Source organism: Streptosporangium sp. NPDC049078 (assembly GCF_040648855.1).
GTDB lineage: Bacteria > Actinomycetota > Actinomycetes > Streptosporangiales > Streptosporangiaceae > Streptosporangium.
This window is the reverse complement of the sequence record NZ_JBEZEL010000009.1, coordinates 47,968-62,607: the sequence shown is the minus strand read 5'-3', so window position 1 is coordinate 62,607 and position 14,640 is coordinate 47,968. Positions and strand designations below refer to the sequence as shown.

The following is a 14,640-nucleotide window of genomic DNA, read 5'->3' as shown; positions in this document are numbered from 1 at the left end:
GTGACCGCGACCAAGGGCGTCGGCGACACCGATCCGACCTATTCGAGCCCATACGCCATGAGCCTGCTCATGGTCTGGCAGCCCGGCATGCGCGGTGCGAACCAGGGGGACTGGGTCAACGTCCCCGACCCCCTCGCCACCTCCGTGCCGCCGGTCGCCCTCCCGGGCACCCCGGAATTCACCGCCGCGGGCTGGAAACCCATCTCCGGCCCAGAGCCCACCCCATAGATCGAGGAAGAGCGATCAATGCCCCCACGCAGCTCATCCCGGCGTGTCACCTTACTCTCCGGCCTTCTGCTGGCCGCGGTATCCGCGACGACGAGCGCGGTCATCGCCCAGCCGTGGGCCGCCATGGCCGATCCCGGCCTGAGCTCCGGCTCACCGTCGCAGGAGTTCGCCGGTTCTCCCCCCGCACGCCAGGAACCCCCCTCCGAGGTCGAGGACTCCTCCCAGCAGGACAGGACTCCCCCGTCGGACGACTCTCGTTCGGCCCCCTCGGACGACTCCCGTTCGACATCCGACAGGAACCCGCCCTCGGGCAGCGACTCCCGTTCCAGGGACGAGAGCCCGCCCGCCGGGACGCGGACGCGTCGCGCCCCCTCGGAGGAGACCTCGTCCCCCGAGACGTTCACCGAGACCGACAGCCCTCCTCCCACGTCCCGTAACCGTTCCGGCGAGAGGAACACCGCACCGCGCGTGGAGGAGGACGCTCCCGTCGAGCGGCGTTCCACGTCCCCCGACGGGACGACGACGCGGGAGGCCACCCGGTCCAGGAACGCGGCGCCGACGAGCTCGCCGTCCAGCAGGTCGCGTCCCGCCGAGGACCCGCCCGTGAGCACCAGGTCCACCGAGAGCTCGCCGAAGAGGTCCGAGCCGACGACCAAGCCGACGACCAGGAGGAACACCGAGCCCACCGACGCCCCCGTGAGGGCCAGGAAGGTCCCCTCGGCGCCGCCCGAGAACACCAGGCCCACCAACGACCCGTCCCCCGAGGCCAAGAAGCCCACCTCGGCGCCGCCGAAGCCGACCGCCACCCCGGCACCGTCGGCGACCTCCACGGCGACCTCCGCCCCCGCCACCCCGGCGCCGTCGCCCAGCACCACCTCCTCACCCACGTCGACCGGGACACCGCCGCCGGCGACGACACCGTCCCCCTCCGGTACGACCACCCAGCCCGCGCCGTCCCCCACACCCACCGCGACGTCAACGGCGAAACCCACCGCGACGGCGACGGCGACCAAAACCGCGCCGAGCGGCACCCCCGCCCCCAAGCCCACTCGGAAGCCCACCACCTCGCCCAAGGAGACTCCGAAGCCCTCGGCGAGCCCGACCCAGCCCGTCACCCCGGCTCCCACCGCCACCTCGTCGCGCCCCGGCCCGCCGCGCTGGGCGACCCACGCGCCCCGGCCCGTGCCCGCGCGGACCGACGCCCGCGACCCCTCCCTCCTGCTCGAGCCGGTTCAGAGCACCCGATCCCCGATGGCGGCCCCGTCCCCGGCGCCCTCGATCCGTACCGTCCTGCCTCTGCCCCCGCTCAAGCGCTCCACCTCCGACTTCTGTAAGCCGGAGGACCTCGCCTCGTGCTGGAGCCTCGCGCCCTGGCGTGGCCGTACCGCGGCGTCCCCCGGCGTCCGGCTGATCGCGAACCACGAGCCGGCGGGTGCGCCGCGCTGGGTGTTCGCGCCGCCCGCCTCACCCACCCAGCCGTCGGGCCCGGCCGTGTGGGCGATCCCCAGCCCGAGCCCGACGAGCACCGGCTGCTGGAGCTTCAGTCCCTCCACACTCTGCGCAAGATCCTGGGAGGAGTAATCATGATCACCAGATCCCACGTGCGGGTGGCCGTACTCAGCATGGTGGCCGCGCTGACGGTGAGCACCCTCAGCGCGGCCCAGGGAGAGGTGGTCTCCGCGGCCCCCTGCGCCCCCGCCGCCACCGGCGAGGCCAGCGCCGCGCAAGCCCTCAACTGGGGCGCACCGTCCTGGTGCGCGGAGTTCGACGACTACCTCGACGAGTCCGACTGGGTGTTCTACGACTCGGCCGGGCACGCCGGAAACGGCCGCCGATCCCCCCAGCAGCTCTACCTCGGAAACGGGGCGCTCTACCTGTACGGCCGCGAGGACGGGACCACCGCCGGCCTGGCCGCCCGTCACGCCCAGGCGTACGGGCGCTGGGAGACCCGTGTCCGCCTGTACCCGGGAGCCGGGTCGTACCACCCCGTCGCCCTGCTGTGGCCGAAGGACGGCGGCGGCAACGTGCGGAGTTCCACCGGTGAGGAGATCGACTTCCTGGAGGTCATCAACGATCCCGAGCGGCAGCGGCCGAACTTCTTCCTGCACACCCCTCAGGGGCAGGAGCAGGCCCACGCCAACATCGACATGACCGCCTGGCACACCTACGCCGTGGAGGTCACCCCCAGCAGCGTCGTCGGCTACATCGACGGGCAGGAGTGGTTCCGCTCCGGCAACGCCACCCGTAGTTCGATGTCGGTCTGCCTGCAGCTGGACTGGTTCCCCGGCCAGGGCAGCTCCGGTGAGGCGTGGATGGAAGTGGACTGGCTCCGCATCTACCCGGCCTCGGCGGGAACCGCGGGCTGACCCCGCTCCGCACGACAGGAGGGTGCGGGACCCGTCACGGGTCCCGCACCCTTCTCGCGTCCGCGGCCTTCTCACTCATCCGGGCCGCTCCTCCGGGCCGCTCATCCGGCACGGCCCTCTCGGCGCGGGACGCTCGGTGAGCGTCGAACCTCTTCGAGGTGGTGGCCCCTCCACCCGCCGTTCAGCCCGTGACCACGGAGAGCCTCGACTCCAGGACCTGGCCGGGCCAGTCGCCGACCTTGAAGCTCTCCGTCCTGGTGAAGCCCTGGCTCTCGTAGTACGCCACCAGCCGGCCGTCGTCACCGGCGTAGCAGTCGACCCGCACCAGCGCGATCCCCAGCCCCGCGGCCTCCGCGCGGGCGCGCTCCAGCAGGGCGGCCCCGACTCCCCGGCCGTGGAACCTCGGGTCGACGACCAGCCCCTGGATGTAGAGCTCCGGCTCGGGAGCGGGGGCGACGTAGGCCATGGCGGGCCCCACGACCAGGCAGCCCGCGGGCCGGCCGTCGAGCTCGGCGACGCGCATCCCGCCGGATGTCGCCCACGAGGTGATCCGCTCGACACGGGCCGCGTCGGCGGAGAACGGCTCGCTGCCCCACTGGCCGGTGCGGCCCAGGGAGGTCAACCACGCCACCGCGCCGTCGAACATCGCCAGAACGGCCGGTACGTCGCCAAGGTGACCGTCACGGATAACCATCGGCGGATCTTAACAGGACACACACCCACACACGATGACATGCCAGCCGAATCCCTACATCTGGCGCCTTACCCCGCATCCGGCACCGCCTGTCCGACGCTCCTCCCGGTCGCGCCGCAGGTGGGAACCGTTACCCTTTCCCGCCGAACAACAACGAGAGCTTGGTCGCGCTTTACTAGCTGATTAACGTTAATCACCTATAAATGCCTTAAAAGGCTGACATTAAATAGGAGGAGCCACTTTTTCGGGGGGTAGCCATAATTCGACGTCCGCGGTCAATCCGAGGGCAGGTGACCCTTATAGCGATCATCGCGTTCGCCCTGGTGCTGGGCATGGGCATGTTCGCCACCTGGCAGGTCGTGAGGGCCAAACTCTCGGCGGACCTCTCCGACCTGGCGGCCGGCGCGGCCGCCAACGCGGCCCTGGCCGTCGAGAAAGGCCCCGCGGACAGCGTCATCTTCCCGCTCAACCGCGTCAACCGCATCCAGGTCGTCGCGAACGACGGCCGGGTGGTCGCCGCCAGCCCTGCCATGAAGGGACAACCGCCTCTGACCCGGACGCGCCCGCCGCCCGGCGAGACACGAGTGGACGAGACGGTGTGCGCGGCCCTGCCACCGACGGGAGAACGGGCGTGTTACGGCGTCGTGGGACTGCGGGTCGAACGTTCCGCCTACGGCGACGTGATGGTCTACGCGATGACACCGGAACCCCCGTTGCTCCGCTCCAGCTTCCTGGTGGTCACGCTGGCGCTCTTCTCCTCGGGACTTCTCACACTGCTCGGCTGGGGCGCCTGGCAGCTCGCCGGCCGTACGCTCGCCCCGGTGGAACGGATCCGCGCCGAGATGACCGAGATCACCGCCTCCGACCTCAGCCGCCGGATGCCCGTCCCCACCTCGGGAAACGAGATGGCGCAGCTCACACGGACCATCAACGCGACCCTCGAAAGACTGGAGCGGGCCGTGGAGAACCAGCGCCGCTTCGCCTCCGACGCCTCCCACGAGCTGCGCACCCCCCTGACCGGGCTGCGTACCAAGCTCGAACTGGCGATCTCCGACCCCGAGGCGGAGGACCCGCTCACCACGATGCGCTCGGTGCTGGCCGACGCGGACCGCCTCCAGGCCGTCATCGAGGACCTGCTGCTGCTCGCCTGCCTGGACTCCGGCGTACGAGGCGCACCGGAGGTGATCGACCTCGCCGACCTGGTCACCTCGGAGGTGGAGCGCCGGCCGATCCGGCACGAGGTACTGCTGAAGCTCAAACCCGGCGTCACGGTGCGAGGCAGCAGGGTCCAGCTGGGACGGCTGCTCACCAACCTGCTGGCCAACGCCGACCGGCACGCGGCGAAGGAGGTGCAGGTCCGGGTCGGGAGCCGGTCGGGCGAGGCCGTGGTGGAGGTCATCGACGACGGGCTCGGCATCCCCGAGAAAGAGCGGGAGCGGGTCTTCCAGCGGTTCACCCGCCTGGACTCGGCGCGTAGCCGCGACGCCGGAGGAACCGGCCTGGGCCTGCCGATCGCCAGGGACATCGCCGTGGCACACCGCGGCAGGCTCTACGCCGCCGACACCGCCACCGGCCGCGGCGCCCGCCTCGTCCTCCGCCTGCCGCTGTCGACCGCGGCCGACTCCTGAGCCCACCTCGCGGCGGGGACGGGGCTTCACCTAACACCCCGCGGCGGAAACGGCGTCCCTCGATGAAGGGAACGGGCTTGGCAGGCGGTGCCACCCTCGGCGAAGGAAACGGGCTTCGCGAAAGGCGGCCTTGGGGAGGGAGAGCGGCGGCCCTCTGCGGGGATGGCCCGTACCTCACCCATGCAAGAATCGGGTCATGCACAGGATCGTCATGCTCGCCATGGACGGTGTGATCCCCTTCGAGCTGGGCATCCCGCCGCGAATCTTCGGCATCGCCAGGGGCGCGGACGGCGAACCGCTCTACGAGGTGCTCACCTGCACCGTCGACGGCACCCCCGTACGCGCCGACGCCGACTTCGCGATCGCGGTGGACCACGGAGCCGAAGTCCTGGCGGACGCGGACACCGTGGTGATCCCGGCCACCCGCGCCCTCGGAGCGATCTCCGCCGAGGGACGGCTCCCCGCCCCCGTGGCCGACGCGATCGCGCGCATCCGGCCGGGCACCCGCCTGGTCTCGATCTGCACCGCCGCCTACGTGCTCGCGGCGGCCGGACTGCTCGACGGCCGCCCCGCGACCACCCACTGGAGCCACACCGACCACTTCCAGAAGCTGTTTCCCAAGGTCAAGGTCAACCCGGATGTGCTGTTCGTGGACGACGGGGACGTGCTCACCTCGGCAGGGGTCGCCGCGGGGATCGACCTCTGCCTGCACATCGTCCGGCGCGACCACGGCACCGAGGTGGCGAACCGCGTGGCCAGGCGGTGCGTCGTCCCGCCGTGGCGCGACGGCGGTCAGGCGCAGTTCATCGAGCGCCCGATTCCCGCCCCGACCGCGGCGACGACCGCCCCGACCAGGGCCTGGGCGCTGGAGCGGCTGCACGAGCCGCTCTCCCTCGGCGAACTGGCCGCCCACGCCCGGATGAGCCGCCGTACCTTCACCCGGCGCTTCCGCGACGAGATGGGGCTCAGCCCCGGGCAGTGGCTCATCCTGCAGCGGGTCGAACTGGCCCGGCGGCTCCTGGAGACCAGCGACCTGCCGGTGGACGGCGTCGCACTGCGATCGGGGTTCGGCACCGCCGCCTCGCTCCGCCAGCACCTGCAGGCGGCCATCGGCGTCTCGCCGATGGCCTACCGCCGCACCTTCCGGCCGGTGAACGTGAACGCCTGACCCCGCAGGGACCCCCGGGAGCGCTCAGCGACCGGACGGGGAACCACCGTCGGGGCCCGGACAGCGGGAAACCACCGTCGGGGCCCGACCGGACGGGAAGCCATCGTCGAGGCCCGGACGGCGGAAAAGCATCGAGAGGATCACCGTCCTGCCGACGAGAAGCCGAAGGAGGCGCTCATCCGCAGGACGGCGGAGAAACCCGGGGAAGACCTCACTCGCCGCGCGACCACTCCTCCTGCAGGCGGTCGGCCGCCTTCTTCGGGGTGATCCGGCCATGGGCGACGTCGAGGATGACGTCACCCTCCACCCGCTCCAGGAAGGACTCGTCGGGGACGTTCAGGGAGCCGCCGTCCTTGACGAGCTCCTGGATCGCGGCGTAGCCCTCCTTGCCCTCCGAGTCGGCGAAGACGGAGGAGTCGATCCGGAAGTCCTCGCGCGCGGGAACGAGCGCCAGGTCTCCGACCCAGTCGGAGACCCCCTCGCCCACCGTCAGGAACTCGATCAGCGTGGCCGCCTCGGCCACGTGCTTGGAGCTCTTGGGGATGGCGAGCCCCACTTCGGCCGTACTGCGGACGGCGGGCTTGGAGCCCTGCAGGACGGTCGGGAAAGGTCCGGCGCCGATCTCCTTGACGGAGATCTTCGCGGTCTTGCGGTAGGACGCGGACAGCATCGGGCTCCGGCCCGAGCCGTCCACCAGGAACAGGGCCTTGCCCGAGCGGAAAAGCTCGGCCGGGCGGTCGCCCTTGAGCGCGAGTCCCGACTTCGCCAGTACGCCCCTGTCGAACAGCGACCTGTAGGCGGTCAGGGCCGAGACCACCTCGGGGCCGTTCCACGGCCTGCCGCCGGCCAGCAGTTCGTCGGAGAGGGTGGGGTGGCTCTGGCTCGCGATGGTGAACAGCAGCTCCTCCTGCCGGCGCGGCTCGCCGGAGAAGACGACCGGCCGGAGGTCGGGGATCTCCTTCTTGACCCGCCTCACGACGCTCTCCAGATCGGCGGCCGTTTTCGGGAAGGAGAGTCCGAGCTCGGACAGGAGGCCGGCGTTGTAGTACATGACCGCGCCGCCGTTGGACCCCATCGGGACGGAGTAGAGCGTGCCGCCCTTGGCTGCCTTCTCCGTCTGCTTCACCGCGTTCTTCTCAAGCTCGTCGACCCAGCCGCCGGAGACCTTGTCCTTCCAGTCGTCGACCGGGCGGAGCCGGTTCGCGACCGAGCGGGTCATCGTCGGGATCGGGAGGCCGACGACGTCGAGTTTCTCGTCGTCGGCGAGCGCCTTGGGGAGCCGCTTGCGGTAGTCGGCCTCGGCGAAGGTGCGCAGCTCGACCTTGATGCCGGGGTTCGCCTTTTCGAACGCGGCGACCGCCTTCTTCAGCGCGGCCTCGGGCGGGGTGAAGGTCCAGTACTTCAGCGTGACGGGTCCCGCCGGCTTCTCGGGCTTCTTGGTCTCCTCACCGGCTTTGGGGACGGCCTGCTGCACCGGCCGGGCGTCGGCCGGCCCGCCCGCGCTGCAGCCGGTCAGTCCGAGGGCGAGGGCGGCGGTGGTCAGGGCGAACGCACGAGCTGTACCACGCATGGCATACCTCCAGCAGAATCACGGTGCGGGTGACGGTGTTCAGCCCGGCGAGGTCGATCACGGTCATTCCGGTCGATCACGAAAAAAGATCTTATGGGGTCCTCTGCCGCGACAGGGGTTCGTCAAACTACCCGGCGGAGCCGCGGCTCCCGGTCCGAGGTGGTGCCCGGCGGCCCGGCGGTGTTCGCCTGTCCCCGCCCTCGGCCTTGACCTCGGGGAAAAGATCCACCACCCCTTTGACGATCATGAAACTCATGTCGGCGCGAACGGACGACACGGGAAGGCGGCGCGGAAGGACGGCACGATGTCCGCTTCGCGACAGACTTGTACAGGTATGTGATTTCTCGTCCATGTTTGCCCGTCTTTCTCGGATGACCAGGACAAAACACCGCGTTTTAGATACATTGCGCGAGCGTGTCGAGACTTCACGCTGTTCGGCTCGACGCTGTTCGGCTCGACACTGTTCAGGGATAAAGGGAGATCAATGAAAGCCCGGATCACGGGCGTCGCGACGTATCTGCCGGAGCGGACCGTGTCCAGCGCGGACGTCGAACGGCGGATCGAGGGTTACACGCCCCACAGGGGCGTCGTCGAACGGCTGACGGGAATCCGGCGCCGCCACGTGGCCAGGGACGACCAGCAGGCGTCGGACCTGGCCGTGGAGGCGGCCCGCGAACTCGACCACTCCGACGTCGACCTGCTCGTCTTCGCGTCGGCCTCGCAGGACATGATCGAGCCCGCCACCGCGCACATCGTGGCGGCCAAACTGGGACTCTCGTGCCCGGTGTTCGACGTCAAGAACGCCTGCAACAGCATGCTCAACGGGATCCAGATCGCCGAGGCGCTCATCCTGACCGGGGCGCACCGCAAGGTGCTGGTCTGCTCGGGCGAGATCCCGTCGCGGGCGATCCGGTGGCGGGTCAGGGACCGCGCACAGTTCGTCGACTCCTTCGCCGGCTACACGCTGTCGGACACCGGGGCCGCGGTCACGGTCGCCGCCGATTTGGAACGTGGCATTTTCTACCGCGACTTCGCGGCCGACTCCACGGCCTGGGCGATCGGCACCCTGCCCGGAGGCGGTTCCGCGCACCCCCGCGACCTCGAGTACTCCTACTTCCGTGGCGACGGGCGCAGGCTGAAGGACGCCTTCGAAGCGATCGGCCCGGACATCTTCCTCAACGCCCTCAAGCGCACCGGCCTGACCTGGGACGACTTCGCCGTCGTCGCGGTACACCAGGTGGCGATGCCCTACCTGCGCTTCCTGGCCGAGGTGCTCGACATCCCCGAGGGCAGGCTCGTGGTCAGCCTGCCCGAGCACGGCAACTGCGCCTCGACGACGCTTCCGCTCCAGCTCACCCTGGGCGACTGGCGACCCGGCGACCGGGTGGCGCTGCTCGGGCTGGGCGGCGGGATCAGTACCGGTGTGATGCTGGCGGAGATGTGATGGACCTCTGGGTGATCGTTCCCGCCTACAACGAGGCCCCCGGCATCGAGGCGACACTACGAGCCCTGGCCGAGCAGGACGACCAAGACTTCACGCTGCTCGTGGTGGACAACGCGAGCACCGACGGCACCGCCGAGGTCGTACGGCGGCACGGTGTCCAGGTGGTCGTCGAGACTCGGAAGGGCACCGGCGCCGCCTCCGACACCGGCGTGCGCCACGCCATCGCGCACGGGGCGACCCACCTGGCCAGGACCGACGCGGACTGCCTGCCCCGCCCCGACTGGGTGCGCAACATCCGGCGGGCCTTCGGCGACGGGCTGGAGATGGTCGGCGGGCAGCTGAGACCCAGGACCGACGAGTTCCGGCTGAAGTTCTGGGAGCGCCACCTCATCCCGTTCGTGGTGGAGGTGGCGGCGACCTTCGGACGCTTCCGGCCCGGCAACAGGGACCCGCGCTACCTGGGCCCGTACGTGATGATGCCCGGCGCCACCCTCGCCATCACCGCGGACCTCTACGAGCGCGCGGGCGGCTTCCCCAGGACCGCGATCGAGGAGGTCCACGAGGACCGCGCCCTGGTCAACCGGGTGCGCACGCTCACCCCCGCGTACGCCTCGCGCCGTGACGTGGTGGTCTTCGGCTCCGTACGCAGGCTGCGGGCGTACGGCCTCGCGGGCACCCTCGCCTGGTACGCCGACCACCACTACCGGCCGGAAGTGATCGACGTCCGGTGAACCACGAGACCCGCCTCCACCTGGCCGCCCACCCCTTCGCCTACCCGCTCATGCGGCTGCTGGCCCGGCTCGGGCCCGTGGTGCGCGTCCCCGGTCTGGGAGTGGTGGTCAACGACGCCGCCGTCGCGCGGGCCGTGCTGATGGACGAGCGGTTCCGCAAGGACGGACCGGGTTCGCCCGGCGACCTGTGGACGCCCGTGCTCGGCCCCTCCGTGCTGCTCAACATGGAGGGCCCCGGCCACCTCGCGCTCCGCAGGAAACTGATGCCGCTGTTCACCGCCGGGTACGTGTCCTCGCTGGTGGAAGACGTGCTCCGCGGGCCGCTCGACGATCTCTCCGCCCGCCTGGACAACGGCGAGACGGTCGACCTGGTGGACGCCATGCGGCTGATGGCCGGGGCGGTGATCTGCCGGGTGATCGGGCTGGGCGAGGTCTCCGAGGCACGGGCGAGGGAACTTTTCGCGGACGGGGAGCGGGTCGTCTCGATGGTCTCGCTGCGCTCGCGGCGGCTGTCCGACCGGCAGGTGGCCGTCGCCAGGCGGGTGCTGGACCGGATCGGGGACATCGCGCAGGCCGCCTACGAGGCCGGGGACGAGTCCACGGTGATGGGCCGGATGCGGGCGCAGGGGCTGTCCGTGGCCGAGGCGCGGGGCGCGGCGGGGGCGTTCTTCCTGACCGGTACCGAGACCGTCGCCACGTTCGTCCCCCGGCTCGTCGCCCTCCTGCACGACCACGGCACCCAGGTCGGCGACCTGGACAGGGTGATCGAGGAGGCGATGCGGGTCACCACGCCGACCCCGCTGATGCTGCGCTCGGTGGCCGCCGCCGCGCACGTCGGCGGCACGGCGGTACGCCCCGGCGACCGGATCCTGATCGTCACCCACAACTGCGCCAGGGCGTACGGCCCGTTCGACCCCTCCCGCGCCCACCCGCCCGAGCTGCGCAGGCTCTGGTTCGGCGCGGGCCCGCACTTCTGCATCGGCTACCCGCTCGCCCTCGCGGAGATCCGGGCGGTGGCCTCCGTCCTGCTCTCCCACCGGGTGCGCGTCGTGCGGCGACGGGCGGCCAGGCGGGTCCTCATTCCCACGTACGAGCATCTGTGGATCGGCCGGGCGGGAGCCTCGTGAACGACATCGTCAGCGGGATCATGACAATCGCCGGGCGGGAGCCGGGGCGTACCGCGATCGTCGACGGGCGGGGCCGCGAGATCACCTACGGCGAGCTGGCCCGTCGGGTGTCGGCGGTCCGCGACGCGATGGGCGGAGGCCGGCCGGGGAACGACACGCGGCCGGGCGAGCGGGCGCGGGCGGAGAACGGGACACAGCCGGAAGACCAGGCACGAGCGGAAGCCCCGGCCCGGCCCGAAGACGGGATGCGGCCGGGGGACGGGGTGCTGTTCGCGGTGCGGCCGGGGGTGGACGCGGTGGCGCTGGCGCTGGGGGCGGTGGCGGCGGGCGGGACGCTCGTCCTCGCCGACCCCGGCCTGGCCCCCGACGTGCTCGCGGCCCGCATGGCCGCGACCCGGCCCGCCTGGGTGATCAGCGAGTCCCTCCTCTACACCCTGAGCGGCCCGCTCAGGCGCCTCGCCCGCCGCCGAGGGCTGCTGCTGCCCGACCTCGCGGACCCGCTTCCCGGCCACCCCGTCCGTCACCTGTACACGGGCCCGTGGCTGCCGGGAGTGCCCCGCGGAGCGCTGCGGCTCTCCCGCGTCCTGCGACGATCGTCCGCCGTTCCCGGCCCGGAGGGGTACGGGGCGGATCCGGACCAACCGGCGGCGGTGATCTTCACCTCGGGGACCACCGCGCGTCCGCGAGGGGTGGTGCACACCCGGGGGTCGCTCGCGGCCGGGCTGGAGATGTTCAGGAGCGCGTTCCCGCTCGGTCCCGGTGACGTCGTGCACACCGACCAGTTGATGCTCGGGCTCCCCGCGCTGCTGGCCGGGGCGACCTGGTCCCTGCCCGGGGGCGGTGACCTCGCCGCGGAACTGGCCGCGCGGCGGGCCACCCACACCTTCGCCGTACCGGTGCACCTGGACCGGCTGCTGCGCGAGACCCCCAGGCTCCCCGGGACCCTCCGCTACCTCCTGCTCGGCGCCGCTCCCGCCCCGCCGGGCGTGCTCCGCCGCGCGATCGAGGCCGGGCCCGAGGTCCTCTCGGTCTACGCGATGACCGAGGCGCTCCCCATCGCGATCGCGTCCGCCCACGAGAAACTGGCCCAGGCCGAGGGGGATCTGCTCGGGGAGCCCCTGCCCGGCGTCGGGGTCCGGGTCGCCGAGGACGGCGAGTTGTTCGTCTCCGGCCCGCACCTCGCGCGGCGCTATCTCGGCGAGGAGCCGCTGCGGGAGGTCGCGACCGGCGACCTCGTCAGGCTCGAAGGGGACCGGCTGGTGCTGCTCGGCCGGAAGAAGGACATGATCCTCCGCGACGGGGTCAACATCTACCCGGGCCTGTACGAGTCCGGCATCGCGGCGCTGCCCGGGGTCGCCGAGGCCGCGATCGTCGGACTCTCCGACCCCGAGACCGGGGACGAGGAGGTCGTGCTGGCCGTCGTCCCCTCGGAGGGCTACGACGAGGGTCTGCTGCGCAGGGCGCTTCCCGAGATCGTGGACGCCGCGGCCCTGCCCGACCGTATCGAGCCGCTCGACGCCTTCCCCCGCTCGGGACGGGCCGACAAGCTCGACAGGGCCGCCCTGCGAGACCTGGTCGCCCGCCGTGCCTGAGCACCCCACCCTGCCTGAGCGACCCGCCGTACCTGAGCACCTCGCCGCGGCCGGGCGACCCGTCGGACCGGGTGGGCGGCCGAGGGTCGCGGTGACGGGCGCCTCCGGATTCGTGGGCGGCGCGGTCTGCCGGGCGGCCGTGGCGCGAGGCTGGACGGTGCGGGCCTTCGGCAGGCGACCCGCTGTGGACACCGGGCACCTCGGCGGCGCTCCGTACACGTCGTGGGACCTCCGCACCCCCCGGCCCGCGACACCCCCGATCGAGGTGGACGTGGTGATCCACTGCGCCGGGAGCGTCACGGACTGGGGATCGCCACGCGACATCTGGGCCGCCAACGTGGACGGCACCCGCAACGCCGCCGCGGCCTTCCCGGGCGCCAGGTTCGTGCACCTCAGCACGGCGAGCGTCTACGACCCGTTCCGGCCGACCGTGATGGCCGTCGAGGACACCGCCCCGGTCGGGCGGTACGCCAACGCGTACGGCGCCTCGAAGGCCGCCGCGGAGAGATGCCTGGAACGGGCGGTCATCCTGCGACCGCACGCGATCTACGGCAGGGGGGACACCACGCTGCTTCCCCGGGTCCTCCGCGCGGTCAGCGGCCGCAGGCTGCTCGCGGTGGGCGACGGGCGCCAGCGGATCAGCCTGACCTCGGTGGACAACCTGGTCCAGGCCTGCCTGCTCGCCGCGGAAGGCCCGGTCGACCACGGCGTCTTCAACGTGACCGACGCCGAGCCCGTCGTGCTCGACGACGCCCTGCGCGCGATCCTCGCGGAGCGCGGCATCGACGCCGAACCGCACTATTTGCCGCTCGCGCTGGTGGATCCCCTCGCCGCCGTCGCCGAGACCGTGTCACGGCTGCTCCGGCGCCCGCGCCCGCCCCGGCTCACGCGCTACGCCGCGGGCCACCTGGCAGTCGAGCGGACCCTCGACATCACCGCCGCGCGCACCCGGCTCGGCTATCACCCCTCGGAGACGTCCTTCGAGGGGTCCGCGGGCTGGTGACGACGGTCCTCGAGCACCGCGGCCGCGAACCTGGAACGGACGCGCTTTCCCTTGACGACGAAGGCGGTCGCCGCCACGAGCAGGCCCAGCGTGAAGAGCACGCGCAGGCCGTCCCTCAGGAAGGCGGTCAGCGCGTCGAATATCGCGGCCACGGCGGAGTACGACATGCCACCGGTGGCGGAGGCGGGCAGGTAGACGTTGCGGATCACGGACAGGACGACGGCCAGCGCGAGCATGCTCGTGGCCAGGCCGAGCCCGGCGCCGATCAGAGCGGCGCACCGGTCGCGGGGCAGGAGCACCCCCGTGACGATCAGTGCCGGTGACAGCCCCAGCAGGACCCACCTCAGCGAGATCAGCCTGTCGTAGGAATTGTCGATCACGAAAACGGCGGAGGTGGGCAGCAGCAGGGTGACCGGGTGCGTGCTGGGCAGGCGGGACGCCTCTCTCACGCCGACGGCCTTCAACCTCCGCTTGACCAGTTCGTACACCGGGGCGAGGTCGTAGCCGACGCCGTCGTCCGCCATGCCGGCATTCGGGGCGTGGCCCAGGATCGCGAGGAGCCTGCGGTGTGTCTGCCGGTTGACCTCCACCCAGGCGACGGCGAAGTCGTTGTCGACGCCGGACTTCACCGTCTCGCGGACGACCTCCCCGCCGACCGAGACGCCCAGCGCGCGCAGCCGCACGACGACCTCGTCGGTGACACGATCCGTGATGGCGTTCCTGACGTCCGGGTGAGCGGCCAGCGGGGCCACGTTCTCGATGTAACGGTCGGGGTCGGCGATCTCGTTCGCCGCCCAGTAGGCGGTGAGGGCGAAGGGGGCGAGGAGGCATCCGAGCACGATCAAAATCGAGCCGATCACCGTACGCACGGACTTCCCTAACCGCATTACCGGGAAATCCCCGCGTTTGCCAGGCAAAACCGGTTACGACCTATTTTTGACGTGAACTTGGAGATCAATGTCATCCCGACGGCGAAATCTGGTTTACAAACCTTGACCCGCCGCCCTCAGCGCGTCGAACAACCACATAGCCGATTCACCCGAAAACCGTTACTAACCTGCGACGTATTGGTCTGACGGACGGGAGATG

The 14,640-nt window shown here is 71.5% G+C and carries 13 protein-coding genes; 8 read left to right on the top strand and 5 right to left on the bottom strand.

All coding sequences use genetic code 11. The annotated features are described in order from the left end of the window. Window positions 1–38: 38 nt before the first annotated feature. Together AB0B90_RS16610 and AB0B90_RS16605 are read right to left on the bottom strand one after the other, a co-directional pair. Window positions 39–1,343: a hypothetical protein gene (locus AB0B90_RS16610; protein WP_362923203.1), complete on the bottom strand. Its 1,305-nt coding sequence runs from the start codon at window positions 1,341–1,343 to the stop codon at window positions 39–41. A 117-nt stretch (window positions 1,344–1,460) separates the two neighbouring features. Further along, window positions 1,461–1,781, bottom strand: coding sequence for a hypothetical protein (locus AB0B90_RS16605; protein WP_350941725.1), 321 nt, complete (start codon window positions 1,779–1,781; stop codon window positions 1,461–1,463). A gap of 30 nt (window positions 1,782–1,811) precedes the next feature. Here AB0B90_RS16605 and AB0B90_RS16600 point away from each other — a divergent pair, with 30 nt between their 5' ends. Beyond that, entirely contained in the window at window positions 1,812–2,594 is a 783-nt protein-coding gene (locus AB0B90_RS16600; protein WP_350941726.1) for a glycoside hydrolase family 16 protein, read from the top strand. 181 nt (window positions 2,595–2,775) lie between these two features. Here AB0B90_RS16600 and AB0B90_RS16595 read toward each other — a convergent pair whose 3' ends face one another. After that, window positions 2,776–3,288 carry a GNAT family N-acetyltransferase gene (locus tag AB0B90_RS16595; RefSeq protein WP_362923201.1) on the bottom strand — a complete coding sequence of 171 codons (513 nt, stop codon included), beginning with the start codon at window positions 3,286–3,288 and terminating at the stop codon, window positions 2,776–2,778. 290 nt (window positions 3,289–3,578) lie between these two features. On the opposite strand from AB0B90_RS16595, the gene AB0B90_RS16590 reads away from it, so the two are divergent. Together AB0B90_RS16590 and AB0B90_RS16585 are read left to right on the top strand one after the other, a co-directional pair. Next, window positions 3,579–4,916: an ATP-binding protein gene (locus AB0B90_RS16590; RefSeq protein WP_362923199.1), complete on the top strand. Its 1,338-nt coding sequence runs from the start codon at window positions 3,579–3,581 to the stop codon at window positions 4,914–4,916. A 196-nt stretch (window positions 4,917–5,112) separates the two neighbouring features. After that, window positions 5,113–6,084, top strand: a complete 972-nt coding sequence (locus tag AB0B90_RS16585; protein WP_350941730.1) for a helix-turn-helix domain-containing protein — start codon at window positions 5,113–5,115, stop codon at window positions 6,082–6,084. Window positions 6,085–6,295: 211 nt separating this feature from the next. Here the strand turns inward: AB0B90_RS16585 and AB0B90_RS16580 are convergent, their stop codons facing one another. Next, entirely contained in the window at window positions 6,296–7,654 is a 1,359-nt protein-coding gene (locus AB0B90_RS16580) for an extracellular solute-binding protein (RefSeq protein ID WP_350941732.1), read from the bottom strand. A 484-nt stretch (window positions 7,655–8,138) separates the two neighbouring features. Here AB0B90_RS16580 and AB0B90_RS16575 point away from each other — a divergent pair, with 484 nt between their 5' ends. The 5 genes from AB0B90_RS16575 to AB0B90_RS16555 are packed head-to-tail and all read left to right on the top strand — an operon-like array spanning window position 8,139 to window position 13,551. After that, window positions 8,139–9,098: a ketoacyl-ACP synthase III gene (locus tag AB0B90_RS16575; protein WP_350941734.1), complete on the top strand. Its 960-nt coding sequence runs from the start codon at window positions 8,139–8,141 to the stop codon at window positions 9,096–9,098. Continuing rightward, the gene (locus AB0B90_RS16570) at window positions 9,098–9,829 is read left to right on the top strand and encodes a glycosyltransferase (RefSeq protein ID WP_350941736.1); all 732 of its coding nucleotides are present in this window, start codon (window positions 9,098–9,100) and stop codon (window positions 9,827–9,829) included. Before AB0B90_RS16575 ends, AB0B90_RS16570 begins: the two co-directional genes overlap by 1 nt. Further along, window positions 9,826–10,956 (top strand): cytochrome P450, encoded by a 1,131-nt coding sequence (locus AB0B90_RS16565; RefSeq protein ID WP_362923196.1) that lies wholly within the window; start codon window positions 9,826–9,828, stop codon window positions 10,954–10,956. The genes AB0B90_RS16570 and AB0B90_RS16565 overlap by 4 nt, the downstream gene beginning before the upstream one ends. Next, entirely contained in the window at window positions 10,953–12,548 is a 1,596-nt protein-coding gene (locus tag AB0B90_RS16560) for a class I adenylate-forming enzyme family protein (protein ID WP_362923194.1), read from the top strand. Before AB0B90_RS16565 ends, AB0B90_RS16560 begins: the two co-directional genes overlap by 4 nt. Continuing rightward, entirely contained in the window at window positions 12,541–13,551 is a 1,011-nt protein-coding gene (locus AB0B90_RS16555) for an NAD(P)-dependent oxidoreductase (protein ID WP_362923192.1), read from the top strand. The genes AB0B90_RS16560 and AB0B90_RS16555 overlap by 8 nt, the downstream gene beginning before the upstream one ends. On the opposite strand, the gene AB0B90_RS16550 is transcribed toward AB0B90_RS16555, so the two are convergent. Next, window positions 13,509–14,420, bottom strand: a complete 912-nt coding sequence (locus tag AB0B90_RS16550) for a hypothetical protein (RefSeq protein WP_362923190.1) — start codon at window positions 14,418–14,420, stop codon at window positions 13,509–13,511. The genes AB0B90_RS16555 and AB0B90_RS16550 overlap by 43 nt on opposite strands. Window positions 14,421–14,640: the final 220 nt, after the last annotated feature.

Coding starts and splice junctions, on each gene's coding strand:
- AB0B90_RS16600 (WP_350941726.1), top strand. CDS start 1,812: ATGATCACCAGATCCCACGTGCGGGTGGCCGTACTCAGCATGGTGGCC.
- AB0B90_RS16595 (WP_362923201.1), bottom strand. CDS start 3,288: ATGGTTATCCGTGACGGTCACCTTGGCGACGTACCGGCCGTTCTGGCG.
- AB0B90_RS16585 (WP_350941730.1), top strand. CDS start 5,113: ATGCACAGGATCGTCATGCTCGCCATGGACGGTGTGATCCCCTTCGAG.
- AB0B90_RS16580 (WP_350941732.1), bottom strand. CDS start 7,654: ATGCGTGGTACAGCTCGTGCGTTCGCCCTGACCACCGCCGCCCTCGCC.
- AB0B90_RS16575 (WP_350941734.1), top strand. CDS start 8,139: ATGAAAGCCCGGATCACGGGCGTCGCGACGTATCTGCCGGAGCGGACC.
- AB0B90_RS16570 (WP_350941736.1), top strand. CDS start 9,098: ATGGACCTCTGGGTGATCGTTCCCGCCTACAACGAGGCCCCCGGCATC.